Origin of the sequence: Paenibacillus sp. FSL R7-0331 (assembly GCF_000758645.1) — a bacterium.
Classification (GTDB): Bacteria; Bacillota; Bacilli; order Paenibacillales; family Paenibacillaceae; genus Paenibacillus_AQ; species Paenibacillus_AQ camerounensis.
Window position 1 is genome coordinate 4805332 of record NZ_CP009284.1, and the last position, 15564, is coordinate 4820895.

A 15564-nucleotide genomic window follows, 5' to 3' on the forward strand; every position below is an offset into this window, starting at 1 on the left:
TTTTTCCAGCGGTTCTGCTTATACGGCCTGCTCTCAAGCTTTGCCGGCAGTTTGTCGTGAAGTGCAGCGGTCTGATTCATCTGGCTCCCTCTTTCCTTTTGTCTTCAAGCACTTTGACAAAGTGCTTCCTACCTTAATTGTAGGAAAGGCGGGGGACGCTGCACATGTGTATATCTACCGAAGTCATGAGTGTTCTTACTTCTTCAGCTCGCTCGGGCTGATGCCGTAGTATTTTTTGAAAATCTTGCTGAAATGCTCCGGCGACTCATACCCGACCCGTTCAGCAATTTCGTAGCGGCGCAGATCGGTATGCAAAATCAGCTCCCGGCTCTCCTCCATCCGCAGCTTAATTACATATTCCCACAGGTTGTGGCCTGTATTTTTTTTGAACAGATAGCTCAGATAATTGGGGCTTACGTGATTTTTTTTGGCTACCTCATGTATCGTTAAGCCCTTCTGGGCGTAATTTTCATCGATATACTCCTTCGCCTTCTGGACAATCAGGTTGCTGCGTGTGTGCAGCTCCTCGGCGGAGGGTTCACCTGCACCGGTATAACTGTTCCAGTTAAAGTCCCCGTAATAGAATACGTAGTGGTCGTTGTGCTCCTTATTCCAGAGGATGGCCCGTGACGCCTGGCGGTTCAGCACCTCCATGAACGGCAATCCTTTGAGAATCTGGCTGATCCCGATGACCGCGTTCAAATGCAGAAATTTGTGGATGTTAAAATGAAGGCTTCGGCCCAGCACATCCAGCCTGCTGACCTGATTCCCTCCTGCCTCCTCGTAGCTTTTCTCATCCCATTGGATGATTACAGTCATTTCTTCCTCCGGGGAATAAAAGGCCGTCGAGCTCCACTCCTGGTCCAGCAGCTCTTTGACGATGTTGAGCGCGCCGTAGCGCAGCAGTCCCCGGTCACGCGGGCTATATTGGGCTCCGTCTTCTGCACCTGGGAGCGGCAGCTTAATCTTAAGCACAGCAAAATAAGGGCCCTGCAGCTTCAGCTCATCCAGCTTACGCATGGGCTCTTCGACGCCCATCACGGCAGCAGAATCAGTAAGCAGGCTGTTCAGCACCTCGCTGTAGGCCGGCAGAGGCTCTTCAAGCCGGAAGCTATCGCCGGGTCCGGTCACGTAGCCTGCGAGCTCGGGCGAAGGCCGGTCCATTTTGAGCAGCACATTCCGCACAGAATCCAGAAACTGCTCGCTGTTCAGCGGCTTGATCAGGTAATCCTTTGCCCCCAGCCTCACAGCCATCTGGGCATACTGGAACGTTTCATGGGCCGAAATGACAATTGCCTGCACCCAAGGCTTCGCCAGCTTGGCATGCTGCATCAGCTCAATGCCGCTCATCGCCCCCATCTGGATGTCGGTGACAAGCAGATCGACCTCCTCCATCCGGATGCAGTCCAGTGCCTCAAAACCGCTGCCCGCCGTATAAATATGGCCGATATCCAGTCCGGAGGAAGCAAGCAGGCTGCTTAGGCCTTTACAGATAAGCGGTTCATCGTCCACAACCAGAATATTGAACATTTGCGGATTCCCCCTTCTATTGTTGAACCTCTGTTTTGGGCAGCAGGACGGCCGCAACCGTCCCTCCGCCTGCACGCGGTCCATAGGTAATGCCGTAATCCGGGCCAAAATGCAGCTGCACCCGCTGGTTAATATTGCGGATGCCGTAGCCGCTGGCCGGATTCGGACTCTCATCATGCAGTATCCGGGTGATCGCCTCGTAGTCAGCCTGCTTATAGCCGTTGTCTTCAATCATAATCAGCACCCTATCCTCTAAAGTAAAGGCAGTGATGATAATCTCCCCGTCCTCCTCCATATTTTTGACCCCGTGGATAATGGCGTTTTCGATCAGGGGCTGGAGGGTGATTTTGGGAATCAGATTACTCTTGGTTTCGGGTGCGATGTTCCAGGTTACAGTGAACACGTAATCATAGCGGTGCTGCTGCAGCTTGATATAGGCGCTGGCATGCTCCAGCTCCTCCTCCAGCGTAATCAGCTCCCGGCCCCTGCTCAGGCTGATCTTCATCAGCTTGGACAGCTCCTTGATCATTTCCGCGGATTCGACGTTGCCTTCCAGCGAGCTTTTCCAATAAATACTCTCCAAAGTGTTATACAAAAGATGCGGATTGATCTGCTGATACAGCAGCTGCAGCTGGGACTCCTTCTGCTTCAGCTCCATCTGGTATTTATACATGATTAGGCCGTTCAGCCTGCGCGCCATATCATAGGTTGAGGAGATAAGCACACTGACCTCGTCATTGCTGCCCCGCTTCGGCGTTTCCGGCACCCGGTTGCCCGGCTCATACTTACGCACAAAAAAAGCCAGCTTCTGCAGCGGTGTCATCAGCGAACGCCAGAAATACGTAATAATGATTAAGCCGAATAAGGCGTAGGCCACAGTTATGTACTGAATGACTCTTTTCATCTCGTTCTGCTGCTGGAGCAGCGCTTTTACCGGAACCTTGTAGACCAGCTTCTGCCCGAGCATATGGTTATTGTTCACCACATAGATGAAGTCGTCGGTAATCACGTCCACGGTTCCTTCCGGATCACCGATCTCCGCCCCGTCCGGCAGCTCAATAATCTCCCCCGTGGAGCTGGTGCTGGAGGCAAGTACCCTGTTGTTCATATCCGTCAGGTAAATTTCCCCGTCCGGCAATGAAATCGACTTCAGCGATTCGCCGATCTTAGCCTCCATTTTGGTGACCACCAGCACGCCGATTGTTCCCGCACCGAGGTATATGTTATTGACTGCCCTTACATAGGTAAGCGTCTTCAGATCCTCAGCCTGCGGACTGAGCCGGTCCATGAACATCAGGTAACCCCGGCCCTTCTGCTCCACTGCCTGCCTGAACCAGAACGGCTCCTCTTCCTTGGTAAAAAAATAAACGCCTGCCTTCTTCACCTGCGGAAAATTGGGGGCAAAAAAATAATAATTGTTCGGATCGTACACGTACAGCGAGTAATAAATCGCATCCCCGCGCTCCGCACCCTGCGAGTAGCTGCCAAGCAGCTTTTCTATCGTTTCGTAGCGTTCCACCCGCTCCATTATGGGATCAAGCCCGCTCATATTCAGCTGCTGCAGAAAAGGGTTCTGGATCACCGTCGACGTTATTTTGTTGACTGTATCGATGTCACGGTTGATGATCGCAAAATTCTGCTTGTTCAGCTCGACATAGGCGTTAGTGACATGGCGCTTCAGAACCTGCTCGGCCTTGTAATTGCCGTAATTATTGAGAACCAGAATGGGAGTAAGCATAATGACGAACAGCAGGATCAGCTGCTGCTTGACGTTCAGCCGGACAATCGGCTTAAAAAGTGCGTTCAACACCCCGGAACCACCTCCAGTTTCAATAATATAACAAATGAAGAAGCGCTTACATATGTTTATTTTAAAGTTGTTTAGGTGGGATTGTATGCAATTTTTGCGTCTGGCAGACGCCTCCGAGGCTGTGGGTGTCATTACGCAGAACATTTGGGCTTCCGGCCGCTGTTGTCTCCAGATTTTATGATTTATACCGCTTGTGGTTAAAATCCGGCGACAAAGGCGGGTGCTAACGCTCCTCCAGCTCCAAATTTCTGCTCCACGACTTCCAGCCTCTTCCGGAAACTGAAAAGCACAAAAGATTGCTTACGGGGTGTCGGCAGGGGGAGTGAACGGGGATATAGTCGCTGTTGCGTGGAGCGTTTGGGCTTACTGGCCGCTTTTGGTGCTGCGAGCTAAGCAGTTTAGTTGGAAAATCTCCATCAAATTATTCGTGTAACAACTAAATTTGGCTATTAGTTAGAAAAATACCACTTAATTTATGTGATTTCACTGGATGAGGGAGACATCAATCAAATTAATAGTACATTTTCCAACTAATCTGCTCAAATGCTAAAAAAAGATAGAATTAGGCGGAGGAAATCCACCTAGTTCCGAGAGCGGCTGCTATCGATTTCCGAAGCCTCCCTGACTCTCATCACACCGCTCTCTGCCTCATCCCCTGCTCTACACGCCACGCCGGATGATCCGCCTGTTCTGCAGCAAAAACAAAAAGCCACCCAGGCATAACACCAGAGGCAGCTAAGGATACCGTCTTATTTTACATTTCCGTCAATAGCCGTTGTATTCAGCAAGCCCCTCCGTTACTCTGCACCCCACACCTCTTCAGCGATTTCCCGGATCAGGCTGAGCTTCGCCCACTGCTCCTCTTCGGTCAGGAGATTGCCTTCTTCGGTAGAGGCAAAGCCGCATTGCGGACTTAGATACAGCCTGTCCAGCTCCACATACTGTGCTGCCTCACGGATTCGCGCGAGGATGGTTTCTTTGTTTTCCAGCTCGGGTGTTTTGGATGTTATCAGGCCCAGCACAACTTTTTTGTCCTTACCCATGTAACGCAAGGGTTCGAAGCCGCCCGCTCTTTCCGAGTCGTACTCCAGATAGTAGGCATCCACATCCTGCCGAGCGAAAAGCGCCTCTGCTACCGGTTCATATCCGCCGTAGGTGGCCCAGGCTGAACGAAAATTTCCGCGGCATACATGCGTCGTAAGCCTCAGGTCTTGCGGCTGGTTAGCCAGTACCAAGTTATTGATTCTTAGCTTTTCTTCCTTCCGCTGCTCATCGGTGCTTCTGTCTGCGTCAAATGCTGTGGAACGCCCCTCAAAAAACTGTCCCCAGGAGCAGTCATCCAACTGGACATTCCGGCAGCCCGCTGCGTACAGGTCGGAAATGACGGTTCTGTAGGCCTGTACAATATCCCGGATCAGCTCTTCCCTCTCCGGGTAGATATCATTCGTATTATCCAGATTGGCTGGAGAGACCAGATGATGAAGAAATTGTGTTGGCGAAGGGAGGGTCTGACGCACAATAATCCCTTCGTCGGCAATGCTTTTGACAAACCTGAAATGCTCCAGAAACGGATGATGGTTCCCGCTGATTTTCCCCGTCAGCTCTGCAGATTGTGACCGCGCCGGCGTTCCTTTGAACACATTTACCGAAAGGCTTTCCGTTTTGGCTACCCCCTGGAGACCCCAGAAGAAATCAAGATGCCACCAGCTTCTGCGGAATTCGCCGTCTGTAGCCACTTTAAGCCCGGCCTGCTTTTGCTTGTGCACCAGTTCGATAATGCACTTGTCCTCTACTGCCTTTAACTCTGCCTGCGGGATTTCGCCGCCTGCATACTTTTCTCTGGCTTCCTTCAGCTCAGCCGGCCGCAGAAAGCTGCCTACGATATCAAAACGGAACGGTGCTGCGTGGGTTGTGCACATTGTATTTCCTCCTTATTCAAACACCAGTATTCTCATGCATTTTATCTATATTAGTTCAAGTCTAGCCGCAAATATAGGAAAAAGCGGAACCACAAACAGGCCAACCGGAAGATCCGGCTGACCTAAATGAAATGTAGCCCATACTGCAGAATATGCCGGGCCGGCTGAGCATGAGTGATTATTTTAGATAACCTCTGGTAAAAGCAATCGAACCGTCAAAATCCAGATATACATTGTTAACGTCCGGGCTCTTGAGCACACCCGCAACATAATAGTACAGCGGGAGGATAACCATTTCATCAATCAGCAATTTCTCTGCTTTGGCATACAGGCGCATCCGCTCAGCGGGCTCCTGTTTTTGCCGTGCCTGCAGAATATAGCTGTCATACAGCTTATTGCTCCAGCCCGAGTCATTGTCTGTACTCCATGACGTAAAGTATTCCAGAAACGCAGCCGGGTCATTGTAATCCGCTCTCCAGCCTGCTCTGGCTACCGTATAATTCTGGCTGTAACGGTTGTCCAGCAGCTCACTCCAGCTCTGAACCTCAACATTCGCCTTGATGCCCAGCTTTTCTTTCCAGCCGGAAACGATGAGTGAGGCAATCAGATCATGATTTTGCTCTGCGTTCACAATGATATTGAATTCCGGCAGGCTGTTCAGGCCCTCTTCCTTCAACCCCTCCTGCAGCAGCTTTTGGGCGGATTTAATATCTTCCTTAAAGTACCTGGAGTCCGCAATCTCCGAACGGAAGTTTTGTTTGACCCCATAAATGGTCGGAGGAATATCTCCATAAGCCGGAGTGCCGTAAGGCAAGCCCTCACGGTCCACCGCGATTGCCAGCGCTCTACGGATTTTCACATTATTAAACGGAGGTTCGTTCACATTAAACTGATAGTAATACAAGCTGGCGTACGGATAAGTATATGTTTCAATACCGTTATCAGCAGCCGTTATGGAATCATAATAGTCAATAGCCGTATTCTCACCGCTCCCGACCCAGTCGAGATTTCCGGCAAGAAAGGTTGATGTATTGGAAGGCTCCCAAGCCGCCGGCTTGAGGAATTGAACCTCGGAGAACTGAATCTCCTTAGCAGCGTAATACCCGGAATTTTTGACCAGAATAATCTTATTGGCATCCCAGGCAGCCAGCATGAACGGGCCGTTGGTTACGTAAGATTCGGTACTGCCGGCCCAGCTGGCATTAGCTTTAACCGCTGCTGCGTTCACCGGCAGATAAATATTCTCGGCGAGCATCTGAAGGAACGTGTAATTCGGAGCTGCAAGCGTCACCTGTAGGGTATAGTCATTCAGCGCCTTAATCCCTACTTTGGAGGCATCCTTCTGCTTACCATTGTGATAGCTCTCCGCGCCGGCGATCATATACATTTTAAAGGCCTTGCTGTTAAAAGACTGCGGAGACAACGCCCGCTTCCAGGCATATTCAAAATCCGCCGCCTTTACAGGCTGCTGGTTGCTCCATTTGGCTGCAGTCCGCAAAGCAAAGGTGTACGTTTTGCCGCCGTTCGATATTTTCCAGGATTTCGCGATGCCCGGCACAGCCTGGCCGTATTCATTCAAGCGGACCAGACCCTCGAACAGGCCCTTAATGACCGATGAGTCCGTATCGTTGACAGTAAGGGCCGGATCAAGCAGCCCCGGGATAACGTCCACGCCAATTCTGAACACCTGCTTGCTTCCTTCAGCCGAGGCCTTTCCCTCTTGCGTTAATCCGATGCCCAATATCAATCCCATTGCTAAAAGTACATGAAGCAGCTTCTTCATCCACGATTCTCCTTTTTCCCTGTTAAATCAAACCAATACTGCCATCTTATCATGTAACACCACATTCAGATAGAAGAACAGCAAACAGCCCTTCACAAGCTCTAAGAACTCGTGAAAGGCTTCAATGCAGTTATTCAAGAACCGTCTATGTCCCCATAACCGTTCATCTGCAGCCAGGAAGCGCAAGCGCCGGTCCAGCCGCGCGTATGAGGCTCCTCTTCAGCCAGGCCCAGGCCATGTTCACCATGGGCATACACATGCAGATCAAATGGAATCCGGCAGCGGCGCAGCGCTGCGGCAAGCAGCAGGCTGTTCTCCACCGGTACCGCGCCGTCATCCGCAGTATGCCAGAGGAAGGCAGGCGGTGAATCAGGCGTGACCTGCAGCTCACCGCTTAAACGGCGGATCAGCTCCTCAGGCGGATTAGCACCAAGCAGATTGTCCCTGGAGCCTTCATGTGTCACACCATCCATCATGGATATGACCGGGTAGCATAGAATAGAGAAGTCCGGACGGCAGGACTCCCGTTCTAGCGCTTCCTCTGACTCCTTGTTCCCTCTGTCAAACAGTCCGGATACTGTTGAAGCAAGATGCCCCCCGGCGGAGAAGCCCAGTATGCCGACTCTTTGCGGATCAATTCCGAATTCCTCTGAACGATAACGGATTGTACGCAGCGCTCTTTGAGCATCCAGCAGGGCGTTCGGATACCGGTAAGGAGCTACACGGTAACGCAGCACAAAAGCGGAGATCCCAAGTAGGTTCAGCCACTCGGCTACCGGCCCCCCTTCATGGTCAGCCCGCAGCCAGTAAGCACCTCCGGGACAGATCAGCACTGCAGCATTATTGCTTCCTTCCGCCAAATAAGGCGTAATTGCCGGGCAGTCCTCATCACTTGTACCCTGCGCCCCCGGAGCACCCTCCGGCCATAATAACAACGTTTCCATCTGCATCCCTCAAGCTTTCCTACTATAATAGAATAATGAGTCTACATAGATTGAATGCTGCTATCCTGCTATTTATGTATGTTCTGAGTTCAATCTATATCGGGAGTTGCCCTTGCCACGACTCTTAGTCTATCAAGCCCCTATAATTCATGCAATCCGCTTACAATAATATCTGCCCCGCTTAATGCCTCAGGCCTTCCGGTTCCGACGACCTGCATGCCTGCCGCTTTACCTGCAGCTACGCCTGCTTCGGCATCCTCAAAGACTACACACTCATACGGCTGCAGACCCAGTCCCCGGGCGGCTGTCAGAAATACCTCCGGGTCCGGCTTGGCTCTGGATACCTTGTTGCCGTCAACAACAGCATCGAACATTCCGGCAATATTCAGCTTATCGAGAATGAACTGTGCATTCTTGCTGGCTGAGCCGAGGGCGATGCCGATACCGCAGCCGCGCAGCCTGATCAGATACTCTCTGACGCCAGGAAGCAGCTCTGACTCCTCTAACCGGGAGATGTAATCCACGTATAGACCATTCTTTTTATCCGCCATGGCAAGCTTCTCATCCTCCGTGAATTCCAGCCCGCCAATGTCCAGCAGAATATCAAGCGATCTCATCCGGCTCACACCCTTAAGGCGTTCATTATCCGCTTCAGTAAAATCAAAGCCGAGCTCTGACGCGAGTGACCGCCAAGCCAGATAATGATATTTGGCAGTATCCACTATGACTCCGTCCAGATCAAAGATGGCACCTTTCATTTGCTGCAGCATGCTATAATCCGGCATACATTCATGACCTCCTGTTGTAACTTTATATTCAGATTCACCAGCCGCTATTCAGCAGCACTGGCACCTGCAGCCCCCGCCGTCCGCAGCGTCAGCATAGCTCCAGGCTGGCACAGCTGATCCCTGCTGCCGCATCCGCTTACCTTAAGCGCCTCCCTGTTCCCGGCGGCAGCACTAACCGTTATCTCTTCCCGGCTGACCCTCAGCCGGAAGCTGTCTCCGTGCAGGCTCAGCGGCACTTCCACCGCTGTCCACAGCTCAGGCAGTGCAGGCTGCACCCGCAGCACCTTTCCGTCAAACAGCACGCCGGCAAAACCGAGCACTGCCGCCATCCAGGCTCCGCCGTTTGCCGCCGGATGTGTTCCGCCGATATACAGGTCCCCGACATACTGCTTGGATTCCCCGGTCAAGTCTACTGTTGCGGTACGCATAAAGTAAGGATATCCCCAGTCAGGCGATCCAATATCGGCAGCCACCAGCGCATAGATACACGGGCTCAGACTGGAGCCATGCTCCGTCCGCGGTTCGTAATACTCCCAGTTGGCCTGCTTGACCTCTTGGGAGAAGGTGCTTTTGAACAGATTCAGCATCAGCACCACATCTGCCTGTTTAAGAATGGCGGTCGTAGTCGCCAGCCCGTTACCGCCGCCAAAATATTCATTCGGGTGAATAACCCGGGCTTTAAGCTCTGCCAGCGGGACATCCTCAAGTATAAAGTAACGGTCGAACTGCTCGATGAGCAGCGTCTGCGGATCTGGCTGCGGAACATAAAGACCAGCCAGCATCTCTCTGAACTCTTTCAGGAACGGCCCGCCGGCAAGCCTTCCGGCCAGCTGCTCATACCGCTCCGGATATTTAGCCCGCAACAGCTCTGCGCTCTGTAGAGCAACCTCAAGTGTCTGCCGGACAAGAGCATTGGTATAAGCATTGTTATTGACCCGTTCATGGTATTCATCAGGACCGGTAACATCCAGCACCTCGTAGCGCCGCTTAACCGGATTATAGCAGGCATAGGAATAAAAGAACCGGGCACATTCCCAAATCACTTCTGCTCCGCCGTCAGCCAAGAGACTGTCATCTCCGGTAAACGCGACATACTGCCAGATTCCGTGTACTACATCAGCACTGATATGCACCTGTTTATCACGGAAGTAGGTGCGCATCGGCCGTCCGGTAAACACATCGTTTACGTTGAACAGCGTGCAGGCATCATCGCCTGTATCCTGGCTCTCCCAGGCGTAAAAGGCGCCAAGATATCCATATTCAGCAGCCTTCCGCCGCGCGCCGTCCAGCGTATGAATGCGGTACATCAGCAGATTGCGGGCCGTGGCAGGGTCACTGTGCAGGAAAAAGGGCAGCATGAACATCTCTGTATCCCAGAACACTGCGCCTTTGTATACCTGGCCGGACAGCCCTCTGGCTGGAATGGATACCTTCTCCGACTGGGTCGGTGCAATGATCAGCAGCTGATAGATACTGTACCTGAGCGCAAACTGGGCAGCTGCATCCCCTTCGATCACACAGTCACTCCTCTTCCAGCGTTCCGCCCAGGCTTCACGGTGCGCTGCAAGCAGTTGTCCATAGCCGGCTGCTTCCGCCGTACGGACATTTTGCACGGCCGACTCGGCAGGCTCACTGCAGTCCAGCTCCGTATAGACAGCTGCGTATTTATACCATTCATAAACCTCTCCAGCCTTGACGTCAAAAGCAATGAACCGGCGCGCACCACCCTCTCCTGACGTTTCCCCCGCCTCAAAATGGCATGTTGTCATTTCTGCTACCGCCACCTGCAGACCAAGCTCACCGGTAACGGCTTCAGCCAGAAGTACGCCCTTCGTATGCCGCTCCTGCAAGCCGTACAGATGCGGGCCGTTAATATCCCACACCTCACTGTCAATGCCTGTCTCCAGCTCAATCCGGCAATCCGCCGTGGCAGCCAGGCTAAGCCGGGACACCAGCACATGCAGCTGATCCATGCTGACGAAGCGCTCAGCGGTAAAGGCCAGCTCGCCTCCGCTGATGCCATACACCGTCTCACGCTTATGCAGCGCACAGGAAATATCCAGCTCCTGACTGTGCGACAGCGGCTCTGCGTCAAGCACGCCCAGCCGTTTACCATTACAGCTAAGCCTGGTAAACAACGCATTCGGCGCGTTAACCGGCTCCCGCCACTTCCCTCCGGCCTGATCGTATACTCCGGCCAGGGTGACGGCGGCAAGCTGCTCCTTCCCGAATTCCTCCAGCGTTCCGCGGAAGCCCATATATCCGTTGCCGGTCATATATTTATTGCCGCCTGTTATAATCTTCTCAGCACTGAATTGAAGGTCCTTTACTATCCAGCTCATCCGGCCACCAGCCCTTCAGCGAGCGGGAGCATTACATTGTCCGGGCCAATGCTGATACGCTGCCCGTAAACCATAATTTCAGTGCATCCTCCGGAAACGGCTTGTAACTGCACACCCTCCTGCGCGACAGCCAGACGGATCAGCACTCCTTCATACTGTACATGGAAGCTGTAGGACGTCCAGCGCTCCGGCAGCGACGGACTGAAGCTGAGGAGCTCCCCGTCTGAACGCATGCCGCCGAATCCGTATACGATGTTCATCCACGCCGCGGCAATCGAGGTGGTATGCAGACCTTCACGGGTGTTGCGGTTGTAATTATCCAGATCCAGCCTGGTCGCAAATTCAAAGAACCGGTATGCCTCCTCATGCTTGCCGATTTCACTGGCAAGAATGGAGTGAATCGACGGTGACAGCGAGGATTCATGAATACAGCGCAGCTCATAATATTCATAATTGGCAAGCTTGGCTTCCCTGGTGAATTCACTGCTGTACAGGAACATGAACATCAGTACGTCAGGCTGCTTAATCATGTCGTAACGGTACAGACGGTCATAGGACCAGTTCGAATAGAGCGGAAAATCGGTTACCGGAATAGAGTGAATATCCATATGCGGCATATCAAAGAATCCGTCATGCTCCTCATATACCCCGATGGCCGGGTCAGCAGGGATCTTCATATGCTCCGCTTTATGTGCCCAGTCAATAAGCTCTTCTTCACGCAGCGCGGTCAGGGCAGCCAGCTCAGCGAACTGCTCCGGCACAGACCTCCGCATTTCTTCCAGTGTATCATTAGTGTACTCAAACAGCTTTTTAGCCATCAGATTGATATAGCAGTTGTTATTTACCATCAGCTGGAATTCATCCGGGCCCATTACGCCAAAATAACCGTATTGCCCGCTGCGCGCCCCCCACTGTCCTCGTGTGGCATAGAAGCGGCTGATCTGAATCAGCATCTCGGCGCCTTTACTGTATAGAAACTCCTTGTCACCCGTATTTTTTACATAATGCCAGATACCGTAGGATACAGCCGTTCCGACATGCAACTGCAGATTGGAATGCTGCCACAGATCACAGCTTTCAGTTCCGTCAATTGTCGCTATTGGATAGCAGGCGCCTTCACAATCCACATCCCCGGCCCGCTGCATCGCCTCCGGCAGTGTCTTGTAACGGAATTCAAGCAGGCTCCGGGCCGCCTTCGGATTGTTAAACATATAAAAAGGCAGGCAGTACGACTCTGTATCCCAGAATGCCAGTCCCCGGTAAGCTTCCCCGGTAAGCCCCTTCGCTCCGATGTTATAGCCCGGATGATCGCCATGGTACGTCTGGTACAGCTGGAAGATACAGAAGCGGATGCCCTGCTGGTTCTCCTCATCCCCTTCGATAGAGATATCGCTGGTCTCCCAGATCCCGTTCCAGTACGCAGCCTGGGCAGCAAATACATCATTCGCCTCAAGCCTAGCCGCTTCTCCGGCAAGCTGTATGCCCTTCTCCCACAGCTCCTCAGGAGTACGTATCTTCTCTGTGTCCGCATAGTTGACGGCAAGCTTCGTATAATGAATTCTTTCTCCTTCTATTAAAGAAAGTGCAAAGGACTGGCCAGCGAACCTGTCACGCTCTACCAGACATGGATTCAGTTCAGCCGGTGACTGCAGGACAAAGCCGGAGAACAGCCTGTTGCCGGTGGTCAGCGTTTCCGCCATAATTGCTGTAATTCCCTCCGCAGAACCGCTATGCAGACTTTTCCACATGCTTTGTCCGCGCTCCTCATGGACCGCCCCGAAATCAAGTCCTGTAAGCACCTGCACCTCACCCGAGAAATTAAGCGGCTCAAACGCCACCTGCTGCAGCCCGAGATGTGACATCTTCATGCTGACCAGCCGGGTGAAGGTTACCTTCAGCTCTTTGCCGCCCTCCAGCAGCCATACGAATTCACGGCAATAGGTACCGGTGCGGAAATCCAGCCTGCGGCGGAAGTTCTTCACCCGGCTATGAGCCAGATCCAGCTGCTCACCGTCAACCGTAATCCGTGTATACAGCCAGTCCACCGCATTCACCATATAACGCAGCGAGCGGATAATTCCTTTATAGTGGTTGCCGATAGCGTGCTCTTCATATAATCCGTTAAAATAGCTGCCCAGCAGCATATCCCCCGAGTAGCCTTCTTCCGGATAGCCGCGGACTCCCATATACTCATTGCCCAGCGAAAAGATCGACTCCGATACCCTGTTCCGCCTCGGATCAAACCCTTCTTCCATTACCGACCACGGATCTACCTTTAAATATTTATCCGCTACTTTAGCCATGTCTGATTCTCCCTCTCCGTTTTTTGATGCTCAACTCCAGCGTACCTGTCAAGCGGCCTGGGGCCAATGTCCGGCTGTAACGGAGTTATGTGCATTTTTACGGAGTTGAATAAACTCCACAGTTCACCATATAATCAATACTAAATGTCTCTTTCCCGGAAAAAAGCATAAAAAAGCCGTTTCCCAACAATTGTGCAAACTGGGAAACCGCTGTTATAATAGACGTTAATTATGGATTTTCCTCCTGAAGGGGCATAAAACATATTAAATCTCACACATTTGAAGTGAAAATTATCACAATGTTATAAATTCGACACTTTTTCGCGAAATTTTTTAACCATAAAGAGGAATTTACATGTATAATTAATTTAAAATTTACTGAAAAACTGAGGGAATAAAGGGGATGTCGATTATGATAAAGGAACATTACAATGTTATCGAAGCCCACGGAAATACAAACTGTTTCTCCGAACAGAATTTTAACAGACTTCTCGTTACAATGAAGGAACGTATGGTCCCTGAGGGATCACACCTCTTCTGGGAAGGCGACTACTCGGATAAATTGTTTTATATCAAACGTGGACGCGTGAAGCTGACGAAATCTACTGACGAAGGCAAGGAACTCATTCTTTATATGTATCAGGCTGGTGATATGGTAGGTCAGGCTGACCCGTTCTTCAGCACGAAGCATAGCTTCACCGCCGAAGTTATTGAAGAAAGCGAAGTTGGCGTAATTGAACAGAAGGATCTGGAAATTCTGATCTGCCAGCATTGCGATTTCGCCATTGACTTCATGAAGTGGATGGGTATTCATCACCGTCTCACACAGACGAAATTCCGTGATTTGATGATGTACGGCAAACCGGGCGCACTTTGCTCCACTCTGATCCGTCTTGGCAATACCTACGGTGAGAAGAATGGCGACAACATTCTGATCAACAAAAAGATTACGCATACTGACCTGTCCAACATGATTGGCGCTACCCGTGAGAGTGTCAACCGGATGCTGAGCGATTTGCGTAAAAAAGATGCTGTTGAATATGAGAATGGTATGATCGTCATTAAGGACCTTGGCATGCTGCAGGAAATCTGCCATTGCGAGATGTGTCCGAACGAAATTTGCCGGATTTAATTTCCTTGTAATAATACCCTCTATTCTCCTCATTGAAACAGTTCTGGCCCAAATATTATTTAATAACAAATAGAGTGGTCAAAGGCGCCGTGCAGGCGTCTTTTTTTCTGCCGTCAAAAACCGCCGGCTGCAGATATAGCCAACAAAAAAACTGCCCTGAAGGCTAATGCCTCAGGACAGCTTATCAGTACTGCCTTAACGTTTGCTGAAGGTATTGCGGACGGGAGAGATGAGCCAGTACGCTGCACCGACGAACAAGCCGCCGCCGATGATATTGCCGAGCGTAACCGGAATCATGTTGTGCAGCCAGCCGGCTACCGAGACCGTTTCAGGGTGGTTAGGCAGCAGAACTGCTACACTGAGCAGGGTCATATTGGCTACACTGTGCTCATAGCCGCTGGCGATGAAGGCGAACAGGCACCACCAGATCAGCACCAGCTTGGCAGCTTCGCTTTTGGCACGGGAGGACATCCAGATGGCCAGACAGACAAGCCAGTTACAGAGGATGCCGCGGAAGAACAGCTCCGAGAAGGGCAGCGTCATTTTTTTGGCAGCAGCAGCGAAGATCAGATGCTCCGCAGGAGCCGCCTTAAATAATCCGGTCCCCTGAATCAGCAGAGCCAGGATAACAGCACCGCCGACGTTGCCGATAAAGACGATGACCCAGTTCTTGACCGTGTCCCATACTGAGGTTCTTCCTGCAAGGGTACTGACAGTAAAGAACATATTGTTCCCGGTAAACAGCTCCGAGCCGGCAAAAATGACCAGGGTCAGGGCGATTCCGAAGGAGGCGCCCATTACGAGCGGCTGCAGCGGCGATTTAATCGCCGCCAGCGGTGCTCCCAATGAGAAGATAAGAATAATTCCGATTCCGACGTATGCCCCTGCGAGTAGCGCCGCCAAAAAGTACCGCGGCAAATTTTCATTCATTTTATCCCGTTTGCTGACTGCTGCCTCTACGATGTTCTCGACGCTTTGCGTAAACATCTCTCCACCCCGCCATTTCTTATCTT

At 51.7% G+C, this 15564-nt stretch carries 10 protein-coding genes; 1 reads left to right on the plus strand and 9 read right to left on the minus strand.

Annotated features, from left to right (window positions below; translation table 11 throughout):
* Positions 1-195: 195 nt before the first annotated feature.
* From R70331_RS20815 to R70331_RS20850, 8 genes are all read right to left on the minus strand, one after another.
* Positions 196-1530: a response regulator gene (locus R70331_RS20815; RefSeq protein ID WP_042178683.1), complete on the minus strand. Its 1335-nt coding sequence runs from the start codon at positions 1528-1530 to the stop codon at positions 196-198.
* 16 nt (positions 1531-1546) lie between these two features.
* Positions 1547-3340: a cache domain-containing sensor histidine kinase gene (locus tag R70331_RS20820; protein WP_442950556.1), complete on the minus strand. Its 1794-nt coding sequence runs from the start codon at positions 3338-3340 to the stop codon at positions 1547-1549.
* A 797-nt stretch (positions 3341-4137) separates the two neighbouring features.
* Positions 4138-5259 carry a 5-methyltetrahydropteroyltriglutamate--homocysteine S-methyltransferase gene (locus R70331_RS20825; RefSeq protein WP_042178686.1) on the minus strand — a complete coding sequence of 374 codons (1122 nt, stop codon included), beginning with the start codon at positions 5257-5259 and terminating at the stop codon, positions 4138-4140.
* A gap of 178 nt (positions 5260-5437) precedes the next feature.
* Positions 5438-7042, minus strand: coding sequence for a peptide ABC transporter substrate-binding protein (locus tag R70331_RS20830; protein WP_042178687.1), 1605 nt, complete (start codon positions 7040-7042; stop codon positions 5438-5440).
* 134 nt (positions 7043-7176) lie between these two features.
* Entirely contained in the window at positions 7177-7986 is an 810-nt protein-coding gene (locus R70331_RS20835; protein ID WP_042182970.1) for an alpha/beta hydrolase, read from the minus strand.
* 140 nt (positions 7987-8126) lie between these two features.
* Positions 8127-8771: a beta-phosphoglucomutase gene (pgmB, locus tag R70331_RS20840; protein WP_042178689.1), complete on the minus strand. Its 645-nt coding sequence runs from the start codon at positions 8769-8771 to the stop codon at positions 8127-8129.
* A 47-nt stretch (positions 8772-8818) separates the two neighbouring features.
* Entirely contained in the window at positions 8819-11116 is a 2298-nt protein-coding gene (locus tag R70331_RS20845; protein WP_042178691.1) for a glycosyl hydrolase family 65 domain-containing protein, read from the minus strand.
* Positions 11113-13419: a glycoside hydrolase family 65 protein gene (locus tag R70331_RS20850; RefSeq protein ID WP_042178693.1), complete on the minus strand. Its 2307-nt coding sequence runs from the start codon at positions 13417-13419 to the stop codon at positions 11113-11115. The genes R70331_RS20845 and R70331_RS20850 overlap by 4 nt, the downstream gene beginning before the upstream one ends.
* Before the next feature lie 412 nt (positions 13420-13831).
* On the opposite strand from R70331_RS20850, the gene R70331_RS20855 reads away from it, so the two are divergent.
* Positions 13832-14551, plus strand: a complete 720-nt coding sequence (locus R70331_RS20855) for a Crp/Fnr family transcriptional regulator (protein ID WP_260509899.1) — start codon at positions 13832-13834, stop codon at positions 14549-14551.
* A gap of 195 nt (positions 14552-14746) precedes the next feature.
* Here R70331_RS20855 and R70331_RS20860 read toward each other — a convergent pair whose 3' ends face one another.
* A complete protein-coding gene (locus tag R70331_RS20860; RefSeq protein ID WP_042178695.1) occupies positions 14747-15538 on the minus strand; it encodes a formate/nitrite transporter family protein in 792 nt (263 codons plus the stop codon).
* Positions 15539-15564: the final 26 nt, after the last annotated feature.

Coding starts and splice junctions, on each gene's coding strand:
- R70331_RS20815 (WP_042178683.1), bottom strand. CDS start 1,530: ATGTTCAATATTCTGGTTGTGGACGATGAACCGCTTATCTGTAAAGGC.
- R70331_RS20825 (WP_042178686.1), bottom strand. CDS start 5,259: ATGTGCACAACCCACGCAGCACCGTTCCGTTTTGATATCGTAGGCAGC.
- R70331_RS20830 (WP_042178687.1), bottom strand. CDS start 7,042: ATGAAGAAGCTGCTTCATGTACTTTTAGCAATGGGATTGATATTGGGC.
- R70331_RS20835 (WP_042182970.1), bottom strand. CDS start 7,986: ATGGAAACGTTGTTATTATGGCCGGAGGGTGCTCCGGGGGCGCAGGGT.
- pgmB (WP_042178689.1), bottom strand. CDS start 8,771: ATGCCGGATTATAGCATGCTGCAGCAAATGAAAGGTGCCATCTTTGAT.
- R70331_RS20845 (WP_042178691.1), bottom strand. CDS start 11,116: ATGAGCTGGATAGTAAAGGACCTTCAATTCAGTGCTGAGAAGATTATA.
- R70331_RS20850 (WP_042178693.1), bottom strand. CDS start 13,419: ATGGCTAAAGTAGCGGATAAATATTTAAAGGTAGATCCGTGGTCGGTA.
- R70331_RS20855 (WP_260509899.1), top strand. CDS start 13,832: ATGATAAAGGAACATTACAATGTTATCGAAGCCCACGGAAATACAAAC.
- R70331_RS20860 (WP_042178695.1), bottom strand. CDS start 15,538: ATGTTTACGCAAAGCGTCGAGAACATCGTAGAGGCAGCAGTCAGCAAA.